Here is a 16,500-nt window from a genome sequence, read left to right as displayed (position 1 = left end):
CCCCCGGTCGCACCGGCACGGGGTGTCAGCAGCGTTCGACCCACGTTCAGCGGTGCGTCCCACATCTATGACTGCGATTCCGGGGCGTCGGTTCTCAACCCGAGGATTTTTCTGAAAAGCGCGTTCTACGGCTCCAGGGCGCGCAGGTAGGCGGCCGCGTCGTCGACCCGATCCTCGGTGAACACGCGAATGCCCGCGCGCTCCAGCAGCGTGGTCGTCACGCCTTGACCAGCGGTGCGCCGGCCGCTGAACGTACCGTCATAGATTGTCAGGGCGCCGCACGACGGGCTGCCCTCCTTCAGCACCGCGAGCCGGGCGCCGCAGGCGCGGGCGGCCTCCAGCGCGGCCCGCGCGCCCGACACGAACGCGGCCGTGACGTCGGAGCCGTCGGCGGCGAGCACGCGGGCCGCCCCGGACAGCACCGCCGCGCCGCCCGCCCCGCCCTCGATCTCCGCGGCGGGCCGCGGAATGCCCAGCCCGCCCTCGACCTCGGGGCAGAACGGCACCAGCCGGCCCTCCCGCAGCCAGGCGGCGAGCCGCTCGTCGGAGCTGGTCTTGGCGCCGCCGTCAAAGCGGACCCGGCGGCCCATCAGGCAGGCGCTGACGAGGATCCTTTCCACGCCTTCGATCCTACGAGCGCCGCGGTGCCGGACGGGATCGAGGGCGACCCGGCCGGGCGATAGCCTTCTCCTCGATGAACACCACCGTCGCCACGATCGTCATCGTCGGCTCGCTGCTGCTCGCGCTGGCGAGCCTGATCACCGCGATCCGCGACCGGACCATGGGCATGATCCTGCTCGTCTCCTTCGCCGTGCTCGAAGTGGCCATCCTGGTCCAGGCCGGCCTGGTGATCGCGGCCGTGGCCGGCGGGCAGGAGGCGGCCGGCGGCGCCGCCACGCTGTTCGGCTACCTCGCCGGGGTGGCCCTCATCCCGGTCGCGGGCGTCGGGCTGGCGCTGGCCGAGCGGAGCAGGTGGGGCCCGGCGATCCTGGTCGTGGCCGGGTTCGCCGTCGCGGTGATGACGGGGCGGCTGCTGCAGATCTGGCAGGGGGCCGGGTGAGCGACGCGCTCGGCGCGGGGCCCGGCCGCGCGCTCGTCGCCGTCTACGGGCTGTTCGCGCTCGCCGCGGGGGCGCGCGCCACCGTGCAGATCCTCACCAGGTTCGGCGAGGCGCCGCTGGCGTACACGCTGTCGGCGTTCGCCGCGTTGGTCTACGTGCTGCTCACCGTCGCCCTGGCGCGCGGGGCGCGCCGGGTGGCGCTCGCGGCGCTGGGCATCGAGCTGGCCGGGGTGCTCGTCATCGGCACGGTCAGCCTGCTCGTCCCGGCGGCCTTCCCCGACGACACCGTCTGGTCGGGCTTCGGCAGCGGCTACCTGTACATTCCCCTGGTGCTGCCCCTCGTGGGCCTCTACTGGCTGCTGCGCCGACGTTAACGGCGCGATCGCGGGGGCAGCGATTACTTTCATGAGTACGATCGAACACTCCGTAGACGTCAACGTCCCCGTCAAGGTCGCGTACGGCCAGTGGACCCAGTTCGAGAGCTTTCCGGAGTTCATGGAAGGCGTCGAATCCATCAAACAGGTCACCGACACGCGCACGTACTGGATCACCGAGATCGCCGGTGTGAAGCGCGAGTTCGAGGCCGAGATCACGGAGCAGCACCCGGACGAGCGCATCGCCTGGCGGTCGATCGACAAGCCGCACCAGTCGGGTGTGGTCACCTTCCACCGGCTCAACCCCGAGACCACCAGGGTCACGCTCCAGATGGAGTACGACCCCGACGGGTTCGTCGAGAAGGCCGGCGACTGGCTGCAGATCGTCAAGCTGCGGGTCAAGGGTGACATGGAACGCTTCAAGACGTTCATCGAGTCGCGCGGCGGCGAGACCGGCGCGTGGCGCGGCGACGTGCCCGGCCCGCACCAGCACGGCCCCGGCAGCGGCGACCTGCCCGGTTCGCACCAGCCCGGCTCCAGCGGCGGGGTCACCGACCGGCCCGTGCCGCCCGGCACGATCGGCGGCAGCGGCTTCCCCCGGGAGGGCACGCTGCCGCCTCCCGGCCCGGTGTCGCCGCACGACGAGCCGCCCCAGGGACCCCGGCCGGTCCTGTAGGTCACGCGAAAGCCCTCGGCGCTCGCCGGGGGCTTTCGTCATGCCTGGGAATAACTGTCCCTTTTCGGGGGCTGTTAGGATGTAATTCATCCCATGATTTGATGAGTGGAGGACACTCCCGGCATGACCGTGCTCACCCAAGCCCCACGAGGCAGAACCACGTCCCTCGCCTGGCTTCTCGTGCTCGGAATCGTCCTCGCCGCGCTCAACCTGCGCACCGCCGTGACCAGCGTCGGCCCGCTGCTCGACCAGCTGTCCACCGCGCTCGGCATGACCAGTGCCGGCGCCGGCCTGCTCACCACACTGCCGGTGCTGGCCTTCGCCACGGTCGGCGCGGTGACGCCCACGCTGGCCCGCCGCGTCGGCGAGCACCGGCTGCTGCTGCTCGCGCTGATCACGCTCGGCGTCGGCATGCTCGTCCGGTCGCTCGTCGGCTCCGCGCCGGTGTTCCTGATCAGCAGCGCCATCGCGCTGTCCGGCGGGGCCGTCGGCAACGTGCTCATCCCCACGCTGATCAAGCGCCACTTCCCGGCGCGCATCGGGATCATGACCACCGTCTACACCACGGCGCTGGCCGTCGGCACCATGCTCGCCGCCGCGGCCACCGTGCCGATCGAGCGCGCGTCCGGCGACTGGCACATCGCGCTCGGCGTGTGGGCGGCGCTGGCCGCCGTCGCCGTCGTTCCGTGGCTCATGCTGCTGCGCAGTGAGCCGGAACGGCGCGCCGCCCAGTCGGAGTCCGGCATCCGCCGGCTCGCCAGGAGCAAGCTGGCCTGGACGGTCGCGATCTACTTCGGCACCCAGTCCATGATCGCGTACATCATGTTCGGCTGGCTCGCCACCATCCTCACCGACGGCGGCTACACCCCTGACCGGGCCGGGGTCATCCTCGGCGCGTTCACCGCGCTGAACATCCCCGTCACCATCCTGGTGCCGGTCATCGCCTCGCGCTTCCGCGACCAGCGCCCCGTCGTCATCGGCCTCGTCGTGGCCTACGCCATCGGCTTCGCCGGGCTGTGGGCCGCGCCCGCCTCGACCGCGCTGATCTGGGTGGGGTTCGTGGCGATCGGCATGGGCTCGTTCCCGCTGGCGCTCATGATGCTCGCGCTGCGCACCCGCACGCCCGAGGCGACCGCCGGCCTGTCCGCCTTCGGGCAGAGCGCCGGCTACCTCATCGCCGGCGCCGGGCCCCTCCTCGTGGGCGTGCTCCGGGAGGCGAGCGGCGGCTGGGCGGTGCCGTACACGCTGATCTTCGCCGTGCTCCTCGTGCAGCTCCTGACCGGCCTGTACGCGGGACGCGAGCGTTATCTGGAGGACGAGCGGAAAGCGCCTCTGCCAGGATGACACCGTGAAATCGACAGTCGTCACCTTTCCCCACGGTCATGTCAGTGGCCGTGCCCAGATCGTCGGGTCCGTGCCGGTAGGGGGCCGGCACGGGCTCGTCGCCTCCGAGACGCCCTTCCACCCCCTCGACCACACCTGGCCCGACCAGCCCGCCGACCGCGGCGTCATCGGGGGCCTGCCCGTCCTCGACTGCGTGACGGGCGCGCGCGCCGCCGACGGCGAGATCCTCCTGGGCGGCGACATTCCGGTACGGCGCGGCGCGGACGGCTGGGACTGGCTGGTCGTGCACGTGACCGGCGACCCCCTGGCCGTCGGCGCCGAGGTGGAGCTGGAGGTCGACGCCGGCCACCGGGCCGCCCTGTCGGCCGGGCACACCGCCTGCCACCTCGCCGCCCTGGCGCTCAACGCGGCCCTGGCCGGGCGGTGGCGCAAGGAGGCGGCGCTCGACGCGCTCGGGCACCCCGACTTCGACCAGAGCGCGATCACCTCGTCGCGGATCACGCCGCACGCCAGCGCGGACGAGTACCGGCTCGGCAAGTCGCTGCGCAAGAAGGGGTTCACCGCCGAAGGGCTGGACGTCGCCGAGGTCGGGCGCGAGGTGAACGAGCGGCTTCAGGCGTGGGTGACGGCCGGCGCCCCGGTCCGGATCGACGTGCCGGGCCCCGAGCTCACCGCCCGCCGCACCTGGCACTGCGCGCTGCCGGAGGGCGAGGCGTCGATCCCGTGCGGCGGCACCCACGTGCGCGACGCCGCCGAGCTGGGCGGGGTGACGGTGGAGCTGATCCTGGACGGGCAGTCGCTGTCCATGCGCACCACCGTGACGCCTTGAGGGCCGCCCCGAGCGGGTGACGTGACGCCTTGAGGGCCGCCCCGGGCGGGTGACGCGACGGTGCCAAGATTCCGATACACTTGGCGGCGCATCACAAGGGGCTATGGCGCAGTTGGTAGCGCGCCTCCATGGCATGGAGGAGGTCTGGGGTTCGAATCCCCATAGCTCCACCCTCGATGTTCTCGCCGCGCGGATAGGGGTCGGCACCCCTATCCGTCGACCGGCCCCCCTGAGGTCCTTGGTGCACGACCGGTGATCTTGCTATGAATGAACCCTCGTAGCCGAGGGAGGCCGTACATCATGGATCTCATTCCTGTGGAGTTCGAGGCATTCGACAAGCGCATCGCCGCCGTCAGCGGGGACAAGCACGTCGAGCGCCTCTATCGAGGCACCCGCTGGGCGGAGGGGCCGGTCTACTTCCCGGCCGGCCGCTTCCTGGTGTGGAGCGACATCCCCAACGACCGGCTGCTGCGCTGGGACGAGCAGACGGGCACGGTGGCGCCGTTCCGGCAGCCGTCCGGCTACGTCAACGGCAACAGCCTCGACCGGGAGGGCAGGCTGATCTCCTGCGAGCACGGCGCGCGCCGGGTGACCAGGACCGAGCATGACGGGTCGGTCACCACGCTGGCCGACCGCTGGCAGGGCGACCGCCTCAACAGCCCCAATGACGTCGTGGTCCGCTCCGACGGGTCGATCTGGTTCACCGACCCGCCGTACGGCATCCTGGGCGACTACGAAGGGCACCGGGCCGAGCAGGAGGTCGACGGCTGCCACGTCTACCGGATCGACCCGCTCAGCGGCCGGACGAGCCTGGCCGCGGGCGACTTCAGCCGGCCCAACGGGCTGGCCTTCTCCCTGGACGAGCGGAGCCTGCTCGTCACCGACACCGAGGAGCGCCACATCCGGATCTTCGATGTGCGCGACGACGGCACGCTGGCGGGCGGCCGGGTGTTCGCCGAGCACAGCGGCGAGGGCAGCTACGACGGCCTGCGCCTGGACGACGCGGGCCGCGTGTGGGCCGCGGTCGGCTCCTCGGTGCACTGCTACGACCCGGACGGGACGCTCCTCGGCAGGCTGATCCTGCCGGAGAGCGTCTCCAACCTGGTCTTCGGCGGGCCCAAGCGCAACCGGGTGTTCATCACGGCGACCACGTCCCTCTACTCCGTCATGCTGAACATCCGCGGCGCCCGGCCCGTCTGGGCTCCCTGAGCCGTCAGGAGAAGGCCCAGGCGAACAGGTGCAGCTCGCCGTCCTCCGCCGGGGCGAAGGTCAGGCTAGCCACCTTTTTCGCCGGATCCAGCGCGATCGGCTGCGCCGCGAACATGTGCGCGCCGATCGGCTGGAGCGCCCAAGAGCCCCAGAAGAGCCGGTACGGCGTGCCGGCCACGATCTCGTTGCCGAACGCGGGCGGCTCGCCGCCGAAGTCCAGGATCCACTCGCTGAGTCCCAGCTTGCCGGTGCTCGTCGAGCCGTCCGTGTAGGTGATCGTGACCTTCGACTCGGGCCAGCCGTTGACGCCCGCGCCGAGGAAGGCGATCTTGCTCGCCCCGTCGGGCGCGGCCACCTCGATCGGCGCGGTGCCCGGGCGCAGGTTGTCCCACTCGCCCGGCCTGCGGTCCGGCCAGGTGAAGGTGAAGCCCTTCCAGTCGACGCTGCCGCCGGGCTCGATCCCCACGTCGGCCAGCGCCTGCGCGGAGAAGCTGAACCCGGGCCCGTCGATGTTGGCCTCGTCGGGAGCCGCGGCGTCGCCGATGCCGGCGTTGTTCGCATGCCACGCCAGCGTGCCGCGCTCGGCCACGTTGAGCCGGATGCCGCCGGTGGCCTCGCCCGCGACGATCGGCACGGTGTGGAAGCCGAGCGCCACGTCCGGGCGCACGGTGACCCTGACCTTCGTGGTCACGGCGCCCTTGGCGGGCACCCGCAGGGTGCCGCTCGACGGTGAGACGGTGATCCCCGCGGGCGGGGTGGCGCGCCACGCGACCGTGGCGGCCCGGTCCAGGGAGCGCACGGTGAGATTGGCGTCGAACGTGCCGCCCGGCGCCACCGGTCCGCTCCCCGGGTCCAGCCCGAGCAGGTACGGCTCGCCGCCCTCGTCGAACGACGGCGGCGCGTCGGCCGGGTTGGCGCCGAAAGTCCGGTTCGGTGTGGTGCCCACCTTGAAGTCCAGCCGCCCGCCCCGGGTGGCGAACGTCTCCGGCAGCCACGCCCGGGAGGTCGAGGCGCCGTCGACCCGCAGCGCCTGGACGTAACCGCCGCCGGCGCCGGGCGCGTTGATCACGATGTCGCCGCCGGGCCGGTCGATGGTGATCCGGTCGAACAGCGGCGTGTGCACCAGCAGCTCGGCCCGGCCGGGGATCGCCGGGAACAGGCCCATGGCCGACCACACGTACCAGGCGCCCATCGTGCCCAGGTCGTCGTTGCCGACCAGCCCGTCGGCGCCGGGGCCGAACAACTCCTTCTGCGTCCGCCGTACGACCTCCTGCGTCTTGTACGGCTGACCGGCCCACGCGTACAGCCACGGCGACTGCAGCGCGACCTCGTTGCCGAGGTAGGCGTACGCGCGGTGCGGTCCGGCGTTCAGCTCGGTGAAGTAGTCGTCCAGCCGCGCCACCGCCTTGCCGGTGCCGCCCATCGCGGTGAACAGGCCGCGCGCGTTGTGCGGCACCAGCCAGTGGTACTGCGCCCCGTTGCCCTCCATGTAGACGTCCGCGGCGGCCGGGTCGAAGGGCGCCTTGAACGAGCCCTTGCCCATCCGGGGCTGGATCCAGTCGTTGCCCGCGTTGTACAGGTGCTGCCACGCCTGCGCCCGCTTCATGAACTCCGCCCGCGTCCGCTGGTCGCCGAGCCGGGCGGCGAGCTGGGCGATGCCGAAGTCGGCCACGCCGTACTCCAGGGTCGCGGACGGGTCCGACGGCACATACCCCTTGGCCATGTAGGCGGCGTTTCCGGGCCGCTCGTCGTAGGCCAGCAGCGGGTGGCCGATGTCCATCGGGCCACTGCGCCGGGCGGCGGCGGCCATCGCCTTCAGCGCGTCCGCGGCCTCGAAGTCACGTGCCCCGAAGGCGTACACGGTGGAAAGGATCACATGGTACGGATCGCCCACCATGACGCCGGTGACCGCGTTCTGGTGCGACCAGCGGTCCCACACGTTGCCGAGTGCCTGCGCGTTGGCGTACATCGACTGCGCGATGTCGCCGGCCACGTCCGGTGCGAGCAGCGCCAGCAGCTGAACCTCGCTGCGGTAGACGTCCCAGCCGGAGAAGGTCGCGTAGTGGTGGTGTCCCGGTCGCACGGTGCGTGGCTTGTAGTCCGAGCCGACGTAGGTGCCGTCGGCGTCCTCGAAGACGTACGGCTGGAGCAGCGCGTGGTAGAGGTTGCTGTAGAAGGTGCGCTGCTGGGCGTCGCTGCCGCCGCTGATCGTCACCTGGCCGAGGCGCTTGTTCCAGACGGCGCCGGCCTCGGCCGCCACCTGCTCCAGGTTCTTGGCAGCGATCTCGGTCCGGAGGTTGTTCCGGGCGCCGTCGACGCTGACGTACGACAGGCCGACGCGCATCTGCACCGGCGCGGCGGAGTCGAACTCCAGGTACGCTCCCGAGCCCGGCCCGTTCACCACGACGTCGTCGGAGGTGACGACGTGACCCCGCACCTTGGCCTTGGAGGCGTTCTCGACGGATCGCGTGCCCGGCAGCACCTGGTCGTCCTTCCAGGTGCCGAAGCCGGTGATCGGCCGGTCGAAGGTGGCGTGGAAGTAGACCTTGTAGCGCGTCGGGGGGCCGCAGAAGCCGCCGGTCTGCACCCAGCCCTCGACGGTGTCGCCGCTGATCCGGGTCTCGCCGTCGTCCACGCCGTTGATCGAGCCGCTCGTGTTCAGCAGCAGCGTGGCCGGCTTGTCCTTGGGGAAGGTGAACCGGCCGACGCCCGCCCGCATGCTGACCGACAGGTCGGCCTTGACGCCGGAGTCCATGGTGACGGCGTAAGAGCCGGGCGAGGCCTGCTCGTTGGCGTGCTTGAAGGACTGGACGTAGTCCATCCCGTGCGTCGCCGGCGATCGGCCGATTTTTCCGGAGAAGGGCATCACGGGGAAGTCCTGCGCGCCGGTGCACCCCGGCCCCGAGATGTGGGTCATGGAGAAGCCGCGCAATCGGTCGTCCTCCCAGCGGTAGCCGCCGCCGGCGTCCTCGACCGTGTCAGGGCTCCACTGCATCATGCCGAACGGGAGGACGGCGCCGGGGAAGGTCATGCCTCCGCCGCCGCCGTGACCGAAGTCGGACGCGGCCTCCTTCGTGCCATGGAAGACATTGACCAGGGCGGCCGGGTCGGGCGCCGTCGCGGTCTCGGGATCGGCGATCGCCGCGACTCCGGGAGGGAGCACGGTGGCGATCAGCAAGGTGGTGACGATCGGTAACGACCATGGAGACATGTCGCACACCTTTCGGAAGTGAGATCGTGATATCGAATCCCGCCCTGTCACCCCGGTCAACGAGCGAAAACGGCGTGCACAAGTTGCCATCGCCGCAGGTGCGAATAGGGGTTGGCGGCCAGGGGGACCGTTGACACATTCGGTGGGTGCCCTTGGGAGACCACCGATCCGGCAGGTGCCCGGGGAGACCACCGAGCGCAGGGGATCAGAGATGACCGTCTTACCCGTGATGGCGGACCGGCCGGCGGACGAGAGGCCCGCCGGCGACCCGCGTGCCCCCATGATCAGGCTGGCCCGGCTGCTCGACCCCGGGACGCCCGCCGCCCTGCACGCCGAGGACGACAGCGGCGTGACGGCCGTGCGGGGGCGGGTGGACGGCCGGCCCGTCATCGCCTTCTGCACCGACGCCAGGCGGATGGGCGGCGCGCTCGGCGCGGCCGGGGCGCTGCACGTCGTGGCCGCCACCGACCTCGCCGTGGCCGAGGGCTGCCCGGTGATCGGCCTGTGGCACTCCGGCGGCGCCCGGCTCGCCGACGGTGTCGAGTCGATGGACGGCGTGGGGCGCATGTTCGCCGCCATGACCAGGGCCTCGGGCGTGGTGCCGCAGATCTCGGTCGTCCTCGGGCCGGCCGCCGGGGCCGCCGCCTACGGGCCGGCCCTGACCGACGTCGTCGTCATGACCGGCTCCGGGCGCGTCTTCGTGACCGGCCCCGACATCGTCCGCAGCGTCACCGGCGAGCAGATCGACATGGCCGCGCTCGGCGGTCCCGACGCGCACGGCCCGAGATCCGGGGTCGTGCACGTGCCGGCCGCCGACGAGGACGACGCCTGTTTCCGGGCTCGCCGTCTGGCCGGGCTGCTGCGCGAGGCGCCGGGCCGGTTCGAGCTGGCCGCGCTGCGCGAGCCGAGAGACCTGCGCGCGCTGCTGCCCGACTCGCCGCGGCGCGCGTACGACGTGCGTCCGCTCGTGCACGCCATCCTGGACGGCGACGCCCGCGGGCCGGTCTTCGAGGAGCTGCAACCTCGCTGGGCGGCCAACGTCCTGATCGGGCTGGGCCGGCTCGGCGGCCGTCCGGTCGGGGTGCTGGCCAACAACCCCATCCGCAAGGGCGGTTGCCTGGACTCGCTGTCGGCGGAGAAGGCCTCGCGGTTCGTCCGGATGTGTGACTCGCTGGGGGTTCCGTTGGTGGTCCTGGTCGACGTCCCCGGCTACCTGCCCGGGGTGGGCCAGGAGTGGGGCGGGGTCGTACGGCGGGGGGCCAAGCTGCTGCACGCCTTCGCCGAGTCCGTGGTGCCGCGCGTCACCCTGATCACGCGTAAGGCGTACGGCGGGGCGTACATCGCGATGAACTCCCGCTCGCTCGGCGCCACCGCGATCTTCGCCTGGCCGGACGCGGAGGTGGCCGTCATGGGCGCGGAGAGCGCGGTCGGCGTTCTGCACCGCAAGGCCCTGGCCGCGGCCCCCGACGAGGAGCGCGAGGAGTTGCGCGCCCGGCTGGCCGAGGAGCAGCGGCGGACCGCCGGCGGGGTGGCGCGGGCGATGGCCCTCGGCGTGGTCGACGAGGTGATCGCGCCGGAGACCACGCGGCTCAGGCTCGCCCAGGCGCTGGACCGGGCACCGCGCGCCCGCGGCCGCCACTCCAACATCCCGCTTTGAACGGGACGCTGAGCGGGGCAACCGCTCAGGGCAGCCTTGGCTGGACATCCGCTCAGTCGGGCGGGCGGGGCGGGACTGTGCAGGTGCTTTACACCGCTCGGTCGGCCAGGCTGGGGGGTAGGTCGTCGCGGCGGGAGACGTTGAGTTTGCGGTAGATCCGCGTCAGGTGCTGCTCCACGGTGCTGACGGTGATGAAGAGCTTGCCGGAGATCTCCCGGTTGGAGTATCCGTCCGCCGCCAGTGCCGCCACCCGCTGCTCGGCGTCGCTGAGGACCGGCGACGCCACGGCCTTGATGACGGGCCCGGCGGCCTGCCCGCCGGCGCCGCCGTTGCGCTGGCCGCGCGGCGCGGTGTCGGCCAGGGCGCCCGCGTGGCACTCCGTGGCCAGCGCGCGGGCCCGGCCGGCCAGCATTCCGGCCCTGCGGTGCTCGCCGATCGCGTGGTAGGCGTCGATGAGGTCGAACAGCGCCCTGGCGTGCTCGTACCTGTCGCCGCCGATCTGCAGCAGGTCGGCGGCGCGGCGCAGCAGTACGGCGCGGTGCCGGCGCTCGGCCGTCGCGGCCAGCACGCGCAGGGCCATGCCGTACACCCGCCTGGACCGCTTGCCGCCGCCCGCGAGCTGCTGGTCGATCAGCGCCCGCGCCTCCTCGATCTCGCCGAGCCGGACCAGCGCCTCGGCCGCGTCCACCCGCCACGGGATGAACTCCGGGACGTCCATCCGCCACGCGCCCATCAGCTCGCCGCACAGCCGCAGGTCGCGCAGCGCCTGCCGGGGCTGGCCGGAGACGAGCGCGAAGCGGCCCCGGCCGTAGAGGTACTGCGGGCCGAACCGGGTCTCCAGCATCGCCTCCGGCACCGGCTGGGCCGCCTGCCGCACATAGTCGAGGTGGCGGCCCATCGCCGCCCCGGCCATCAGCAGGACGCCCAAGGGCGCGCCGACGGCCACCCCCCAGCTGTCCGGCGAGATGAGATCGAGGGCCCGCTGGGCGTCGCGCGCCGCCGCCGCCAGGTCGCCCCGGCGTAGCGCGATCTCCGCCCGGATCGCCGAGAGCCTGGCCTGGCGGCTCGGCGCGTGCCGGCCGGCGGCCTCCGTGACGAAGGCGTCGCACCAGGGCGCGGCCCGATCGGCCCGATCGGTGTAGGTCAGGGTCAGCAGCGCGCACTCCACCGCGTCCATGGACATCTCGTCCAGGCGGGAGCCGCGCAGGACGCGCTCGGCGGTCTGCGCGAGCTCGGCGCTCGGGCCCTCGTGCAGCGCCGAGGCCAGCGCGTCGGCCGACTCCAGCCGGCGGTCGGCGCCCAGGGAACGGGCCGTGGCGCTCGCCTGCTCGGCGGGCGGCTCCGGCAGGTGCGGCAGGAAGGCGGGCCAGCTGCCCCGGCACCAGGCGCGCGTCGCGGCGAGCTCCGCCAGAGCCTCGCGGTCCAGCTCGCCCAGACGGCTCAGCACGTCCTTGGCGTCGGCGACGTGGCCGTGCCACAGCAGCGCCCTGGCCAGCACGATGGCGTCGGCGCCGCCCAGGTCGCCCTTGTGCAGCGCCTCGGTCAGCTCGGCCAGGTGCCCGGTCGGCGTGCCGGGGTCGATCCGCCAGGTGGCCCGGACCAGGGTGGTGGCGATCCGCGCCCGGCGCCGCCCGTCTTCGCACGCCCGCAGGGCCAGCTTGAGATACTCGATCGCCGACTCGACCCCGTCGTCGCGCAGCGCCTGCCTGGCGGCCTCTTCCAGCACCGACAGCGCCCACGGGTCGCCCGCGTGGCTCGCGGTGAGGAGATGGGTGGCCACCACGGGGGCGGGTGCGCCCTCCTGATAGGTCAGCTCGGCGGCCCGGCGGTGCAGGTCGACCAGCTCCGCGCCGTCCAGCCCGGCCAGCACGGCGGACGCGGCGGCCTCGTGCCGGAAGCGGCCCCCGGCGAGCAGGCCGGCCCCGGTCAGCGCCTGGGCGGCCCGGGCCGTGGTCGCCTCACCCTGGCCGAGCAGCCGCCCGGCGGTGCCGGGCTCGCCGAGCACGGCCAGCGCGCGGGCGACGGGCAGCAGGCCCGGGTCGGCGCGGTGCAGGCAGGCGAGCACCGCGTCGGCGTACCTCTCCCCGGGCTCGCCGGTGGCCTGCAGGTCCTCCAGCAGCGCGTCCACCAGCAGCCGGTTGCCGCCGCTCAGCTCGTGGCACCGGGCGGCGAAGAGGTCGGCCGCTTGCGCCCCCGCCCGCCGCCGTACCCGTGCGGCCACGCCCTCGGCCGACAGGTGTGCCAGCCGCACCGCGTGACAGTGCGGCTGGCGCGCCATCTCGGTGTGCAGCAGCGTCCGCAGGTGCGCGTGGTGGTCGGGGACGCTGAAGACGAGCATGATCTGGGCGTACGTCACCCGCCGGGCGAGGTAGGACAGGCACAGCTGCGAGGCGCGGTCGGCATGGTGCACGTCGTCCACGACGATGACCAGCGGGCGGCGCTCCGACTGCTTCAGCAGCACCGTGCAGAGCGCGTCCACGATCTGCACGTCCACGTGCTCGAAGGACTCGGCCCCCGGATCCCGCGACATCCGCGCGTGGGAGCCCTCGCGCAACAGATCCAGCGTGGCCGTACGGTGCTCGTCGGTCGGGGTGTTCCGCACCAGCTGGGAGAGCACGCCGAGCGGCAGGTCGCGCTCCGCCCGGGAGCCCGTCGCGGACAGCGGGAGCGCGCCCTGCTCCAGCGCCTGGTCGGCGAAGCCGTGCAGCAGCTCGCTCTTGCCGGTGGCGACGGCGCCCGTCACCATCGCGATCCGGCCCCGGCCGCCGACCGATTCCTCCAGCAGCTTGCGGAGATGGGCCATGCCCTGCCGTTGGTCGTCCACAGTCAGGGTCCTCCTTGTGCGTCCGAGGGACTTCGGTCACTCTCCGGCTGCCACCCAGGCGCGGTCACTCTCCGGCTGCCACCAGGCGGGGGCGCTCGGCGGGCAGACCGGGCCGGGCCGGCGCCGGACGGCTGGGCCGACCGGCCGGCCTGCGGTTCGCCGCGCGCACCGCCGAGAGCGCGGCCTCCGCCACGTCCGCGCCGATGCCGGCGCCCCACGCCGTGCCCGTGTCCAGGCCGCACTCGGCGTACACGACGACATCGCCCGGTGCGCGCCCGGCGAGCACGGGCCGCTCCGGCGTCAGCTCTTCGTCCAGCGGCGGCGCGGTGCGGTGCACCGCGCGCACCTGGACGCCCCACGGCGCGAGCACCGAGCCGATCGTGCGCACGGCGTCGGCGCAGGGGCCGCTCATCTCGCTCATCCGTACGCCGCCGTCGACGTACAAGGTGGCCGGCAGGGGCGTCCTGCCGATCGGCAGCGGCGCGGACGGGTCGCCCTGGTAGAGGTACACCTCGTGGAACAGGGCCCCGATCCGGCCGGGGGACAGCTCGCCGCCCAGCGTCTCGGCCTGTGCCTGCACCCGGGCGGCCAGGTCCGCCTGCAACCCGCGCGGCAGGTTGAGGCCGTGCCAGGCGCTCATCACGTAGGCCACGCCGCCTTTGCCCGACTGGCTGTTGACCCGCACCACCGCCTCGTAGGTGCGTCCCACGTCCTTGGGATCCACCGGCAGGTACGGCATGCGCCACGGCAGCTCGGCCGGCGCCACCCCGGTGGCGGCGGCCTGCCGCTCCCGATCGTCGAAGCCCTTCTTGATGGCGTCCTGGTGCGAGCCGGAGAAGGCGGTGTAGACCAGGTCGCCGCCGTAGGGGTGCCGGGGGTGCACCGGGAGCTGGTTGCACCGCTCGACCGTGCGGCGCACGGCGTTGATGTCGGAGAAGTCGATGCCGGGGTCGACGCCGTGGGAGAACAGGTTCATGCCCAGGGTGACCAGGCAGACGTTGCCCGCGCGCTCGCCGTTGCCGAACAGGCAGCCTTCGACCCGCTCGGCGCCGGCCAGCAGGGCCAGCTCCGCCGACGCCACGCCGGTGCCCCGGTCGTTGTGCGGGTGCACCGACAGGCACACGTGCTCGCGGTGCGGCAGGTTGCGGTCCAGCCACTCGATCTGGTCGGCGAAGACGTTGGGCAGCGAGCGCTCGACGGTGGTCGGGAAGTTCAGGATGATGCCCCGGCCCGCCTCGGGCTGCCAGACGTCCATGACGGCCGCGCACACCTCTAGGGAGAAGTCCGGCTCGGTCTCGTTGAACAGCTCGGGGGAGTACTGGTATCCCAGGTCGGTGCCGCCCAGCACGCGTTCGGCGTGCGCCATCATCACCTGGGTGCCGCGCACCGCGAGCTCGCGGCAGCCGGCCCGGTCGAGGTCGAAGACCAGCCGCCGGAACAGCGGGGAGGTGGCGTTGTAGATGTGCACCATCGCCCGGGGCGCGCCCTTGAGGCAGTCGACGGTCTCGCGGATCAGCTCCTCGCGGGCCTGGGTCAGCACGGTGATCCGCACGTCGTCGGGGATCAGGTCGCGCTCGATGAGCAGCCGTACGAAGTCGCGGTCGTCGCGGCTGGCGGCGGGGAAGCCGACCTCGATCTCCGTGTAGCCCATGGAGACCAGGAGGTCGAACATCATGAGCTTGCGGTCCGGGCTCATCGGGCGGGCCAGGGACTGGTTGCCGTCCCGCAGGTCGGTGGAGAGCCAGCGGGGGGCCGAGCGGAGGCGCCTGCTGGGCCAGGTGCGGTCGGTCAGGTCGAGCGGGGTGAATCCGGTGTAGCGTTCGGCGCCCTGCATGGTCGGATGTCCTTCCTGATGGTGTCCTGTTCTGTTCGCACCGGAGGAGGTGGCCGCCGCGAGGCGGTGGTTCCGTGTCGGGTGAATTTCCGATATCAGCACTGCGCGGGTTTCAACGGGAAAAGCCTCCCCTGCGTCCATGTCAGGGGGCGGGCCCGGGACGCCGGCGATTATCTCGTGGCGAGGCCGAAACTATAGGGGTCGCCATAGCGGGACAAGGCGGTGCACCATGAGTTCGTGGCTGAAATCCAAGGGGGCAGGCCGGGGTATCGAAAGGCGTAGTCCCACTACAACTTCCGGGGTGGCCCCCTTATCAGCGGGCGTGGCGCTGATGACAATCCGGCTATGCCAGGTAAATGGACTCCCTCGGCCCCGTTCCCCGCTGATGTCCTCGCCGGTGCGCGGGTCGTCGCCCTGTGCCTCGCCGAAGCCCGTCCGTCCGTGCTGGCCGTCTCGTCGCTGCGCTATCTGACCGGGGTCGCCCTGGCGCTGCCGATCACCTCGCTCGCCGAGCCCGCCAGGGTCCTGCAAGGGGGACTCGCCTGGGTGCTTTCGATCTTCGCGATCTACCTCTTCAACGGCGTCACCGACATCACCGAGGATCGCATCAACGGCTCCGGCCGGCCGATCGCCAGGGGGGACCTGTCTCCCGGCACGGCCACGGCCGTGGCCGCCGGGGCGGCCGTCCTCGCGCTCGTCGCCACGGTGGGCCTGCCCGGGCCGATGAGCTGGATCATCGCCGTCAACCTCGGGCTCGGCTACCTCTACTCGGGGCCGCCCGCCGCCCTGAAGAGCAGCTCCGGTGGCACGGTGGCGGTCCTCGTACTGTCCGGGCTGCTGTCCTACCTCGCCGGGTTCACCGTCGCGACGGCCGACACCGGCGGGGTCGCGCCGACCGGGCTGATCGTGTTCGCCGCCGCCGCGACCTGCTGGATGGTCATGGTCGGCGTGCCGGCGAAGGACCTGTCCGACATCCCGGGGGACGCGGCGGCCGGCCGGCGTACGGTCGGCGTGCTGCTCGGCGAGCGGGTGTCGAGCCGGCTGATGATGGTGGCCGCGCTGACGCTGCTGGCCGCCTTCTGCGTGGCCGTGGTGATCTGGGAGGCGCGGCTGGCCGGTGTGCTGGCGGCGATGGCGGCCGGGGTCACGGCGGTGGTCGTGGCGGGGACGCGCGTCCGGGTCCGGGCGGCTGAGCAGGAGCGCGGAGCGCGCCGGCGGCCATACAAGACCTTTATGGCCACGCAACACCTTGTTCACATTACGGCTGTCTTGTCGAACATATGACGCTATATGTTGCGGTGATCTCCCCGATGATCGATAGTGGGAGGCGTGCTTGTACTCGGCCCACGGCCGGAGGGGACGTCAGTGGAGGGGGCTCACAAAGCAACGGATGATCCGGCGAGATGCGTCGATTCGTGTCGCGACGAAATCCTCGCAGAATTCGAGTCGGCCCTGCTGACCACCGGAAACGCCGTTTTCGCG

12 protein-coding genes and 1 tRNA gene are annotated in these 16,500 nt (G+C 72.5%); 9 read left to right on the top strand and 4 right to left on the bottom strand.

All coding sequences use genetic code 11. From position 1 onward, the window contains the following. Window positions 1-125: 125 nt before the first annotated feature. Window positions 126-620, bottom strand: coding sequence for a DUF523 domain-containing protein (locus OHA68_RS45055; RefSeq protein ID WP_327105716.1), 495 nt, complete (start codon window positions 618-620; stop codon window positions 126-128). 74 nt (window positions 621-694) lie between these two features. Here OHA68_RS45055 and OHA68_RS45050 point away from each other — a divergent pair, with 74 nt between their 5' ends. The 7 genes from OHA68_RS45050 to OHA68_RS45020 all read left to right on the top strand — a co-directional run bounded on the left by OHA68_RS45050 (window position 695) and on the right by OHA68_RS45020 (window position 5,492). Continuing rightward, on the top strand, window positions 695-1,060 hold the full coding sequence (locus OHA68_RS45050; protein WP_189144705.1) for a hypothetical protein: 366 nt from the start codon (window positions 695-697) through the stop codon (window positions 1,058-1,060). Then, entirely contained in the window at window positions 1,057-1,434 is a 378-nt protein-coding gene (locus tag OHA68_RS45045) for a hypothetical protein (protein WP_327105715.1), read from the top strand. The genes OHA68_RS45050 and OHA68_RS45045 overlap by 4 nt, the downstream gene beginning before the upstream one ends. 31 nt (window positions 1,435-1,465) lie before the next feature. Further along, the gene (locus OHA68_RS45040; RefSeq protein WP_327105714.1) at window positions 1,466-2,110 is read left to right on the top strand and encodes an SRPBCC family protein; all 645 of its coding nucleotides are present in this window, start codon (window positions 1,466-1,468) and stop codon (window positions 2,108-2,110) included. A 123-nt stretch (window positions 2,111-2,233) separates the two neighbouring features. After that, a complete protein-coding gene (locus OHA68_RS45035; RefSeq protein ID WP_407674534.1) occupies window positions 2,234-3,454 on the top strand; it encodes a CynX/NimT family MFS transporter in 1,221 nt (406 codons plus the stop codon). Between the two features lie 70 nt (window positions 3,455-3,524). After that, a complete protein-coding gene (locus tag OHA68_RS45030) occupies window positions 3,525-4,283 on the top strand; it encodes an alanyl-tRNA editing protein (RefSeq protein ID WP_327105712.1) in 759 nt (252 codons plus the stop codon). 97 nt (window positions 4,284-4,380) lie between these two features. After that, window positions 4,381-4,453 (top strand) — tRNA-Ala (locus OHA68_RS45025). 130 nt (window positions 4,454-4,583) lie between these two features. After that, window positions 4,584-5,492, top strand: coding sequence for an SMP-30/gluconolactonase/LRE family protein (locus tag OHA68_RS45020; protein ID WP_327105711.1), 909 nt, complete (start codon window positions 4,584-4,586; stop codon window positions 5,490-5,492). A 4-nt stretch (window positions 5,493-5,496) separates the two neighbouring features. Here OHA68_RS45020 and OHA68_RS45015 read toward each other — a convergent pair whose 3' ends face one another. Continuing rightward, a complete protein-coding gene (locus OHA68_RS45015; protein ID WP_327105710.1) occupies window positions 5,497-8,703 on the bottom strand; it encodes a GH92 family glycosyl hydrolase in 3,207 nt (1,068 codons plus the stop codon). Window positions 8,704-8,914: 211 nt separating this feature from the next. Between OHA68_RS45015 and OHA68_RS45010 the strand changes: the two genes are divergently transcribed. Beyond that, the gene (locus tag OHA68_RS45010) at window positions 8,915-10,360 is read left to right on the top strand and encodes an acyl-CoA carboxylase subunit beta (RefSeq protein ID WP_456094120.1); all 1,446 of its coding nucleotides are present in this window, start codon (window positions 8,915-8,917) and stop codon (window positions 10,358-10,360) included. An 88-nt stretch (window positions 10,361-10,448) separates the two neighbouring features. Here the strand turns inward: OHA68_RS45010 and OHA68_RS45005 are convergent, their stop codons facing one another. Both OHA68_RS45005 and OHA68_RS45000 read right to left on the bottom strand, forming a co-directional pair. Then, the gene (locus OHA68_RS45005; RefSeq protein ID WP_327105709.1) at window positions 10,449-13,184 is read right to left on the bottom strand and encodes a helix-turn-helix transcriptional regulator; all 2,736 of its coding nucleotides are present in this window, start codon (window positions 13,182-13,184) and stop codon (window positions 10,449-10,451) included. Window positions 13,185-13,248: 64 nt separating this feature from the next. Then, window positions 13,249-15,018, bottom strand: coding sequence for a 2-isopropylmalate synthase (locus OHA68_RS45000; RefSeq protein WP_327105708.1), 1,770 nt, complete (start codon window positions 15,016-15,018; stop codon window positions 13,249-13,251). 345 nt (window positions 15,019-15,363) lie between these two features. Between OHA68_RS45000 and OHA68_RS44995 the strand changes: the two genes are divergently transcribed. After that, window positions 15,364-16,302: a UbiA family prenyltransferase gene (locus tag OHA68_RS44995; protein WP_327105707.1), complete on the top strand. Its 939-nt coding sequence runs from the start codon at window positions 15,364-15,366 to the stop codon at window positions 16,300-16,302. Window positions 16,303-16,500 lie beyond the last annotated feature (198 nt).

The sequence above is a fragment of the Nonomuraea glycinis genome, assembly GCF_035920485.1.
Classification (GTDB): domain Bacteria; phylum Actinomycetota; class Actinomycetes; order Streptosporangiales; family Streptosporangiaceae; genus Nonomuraea; species Nonomuraea glycinis.
This window is presented reverse-complemented; position numbering and strand designations above follow the sequence as displayed.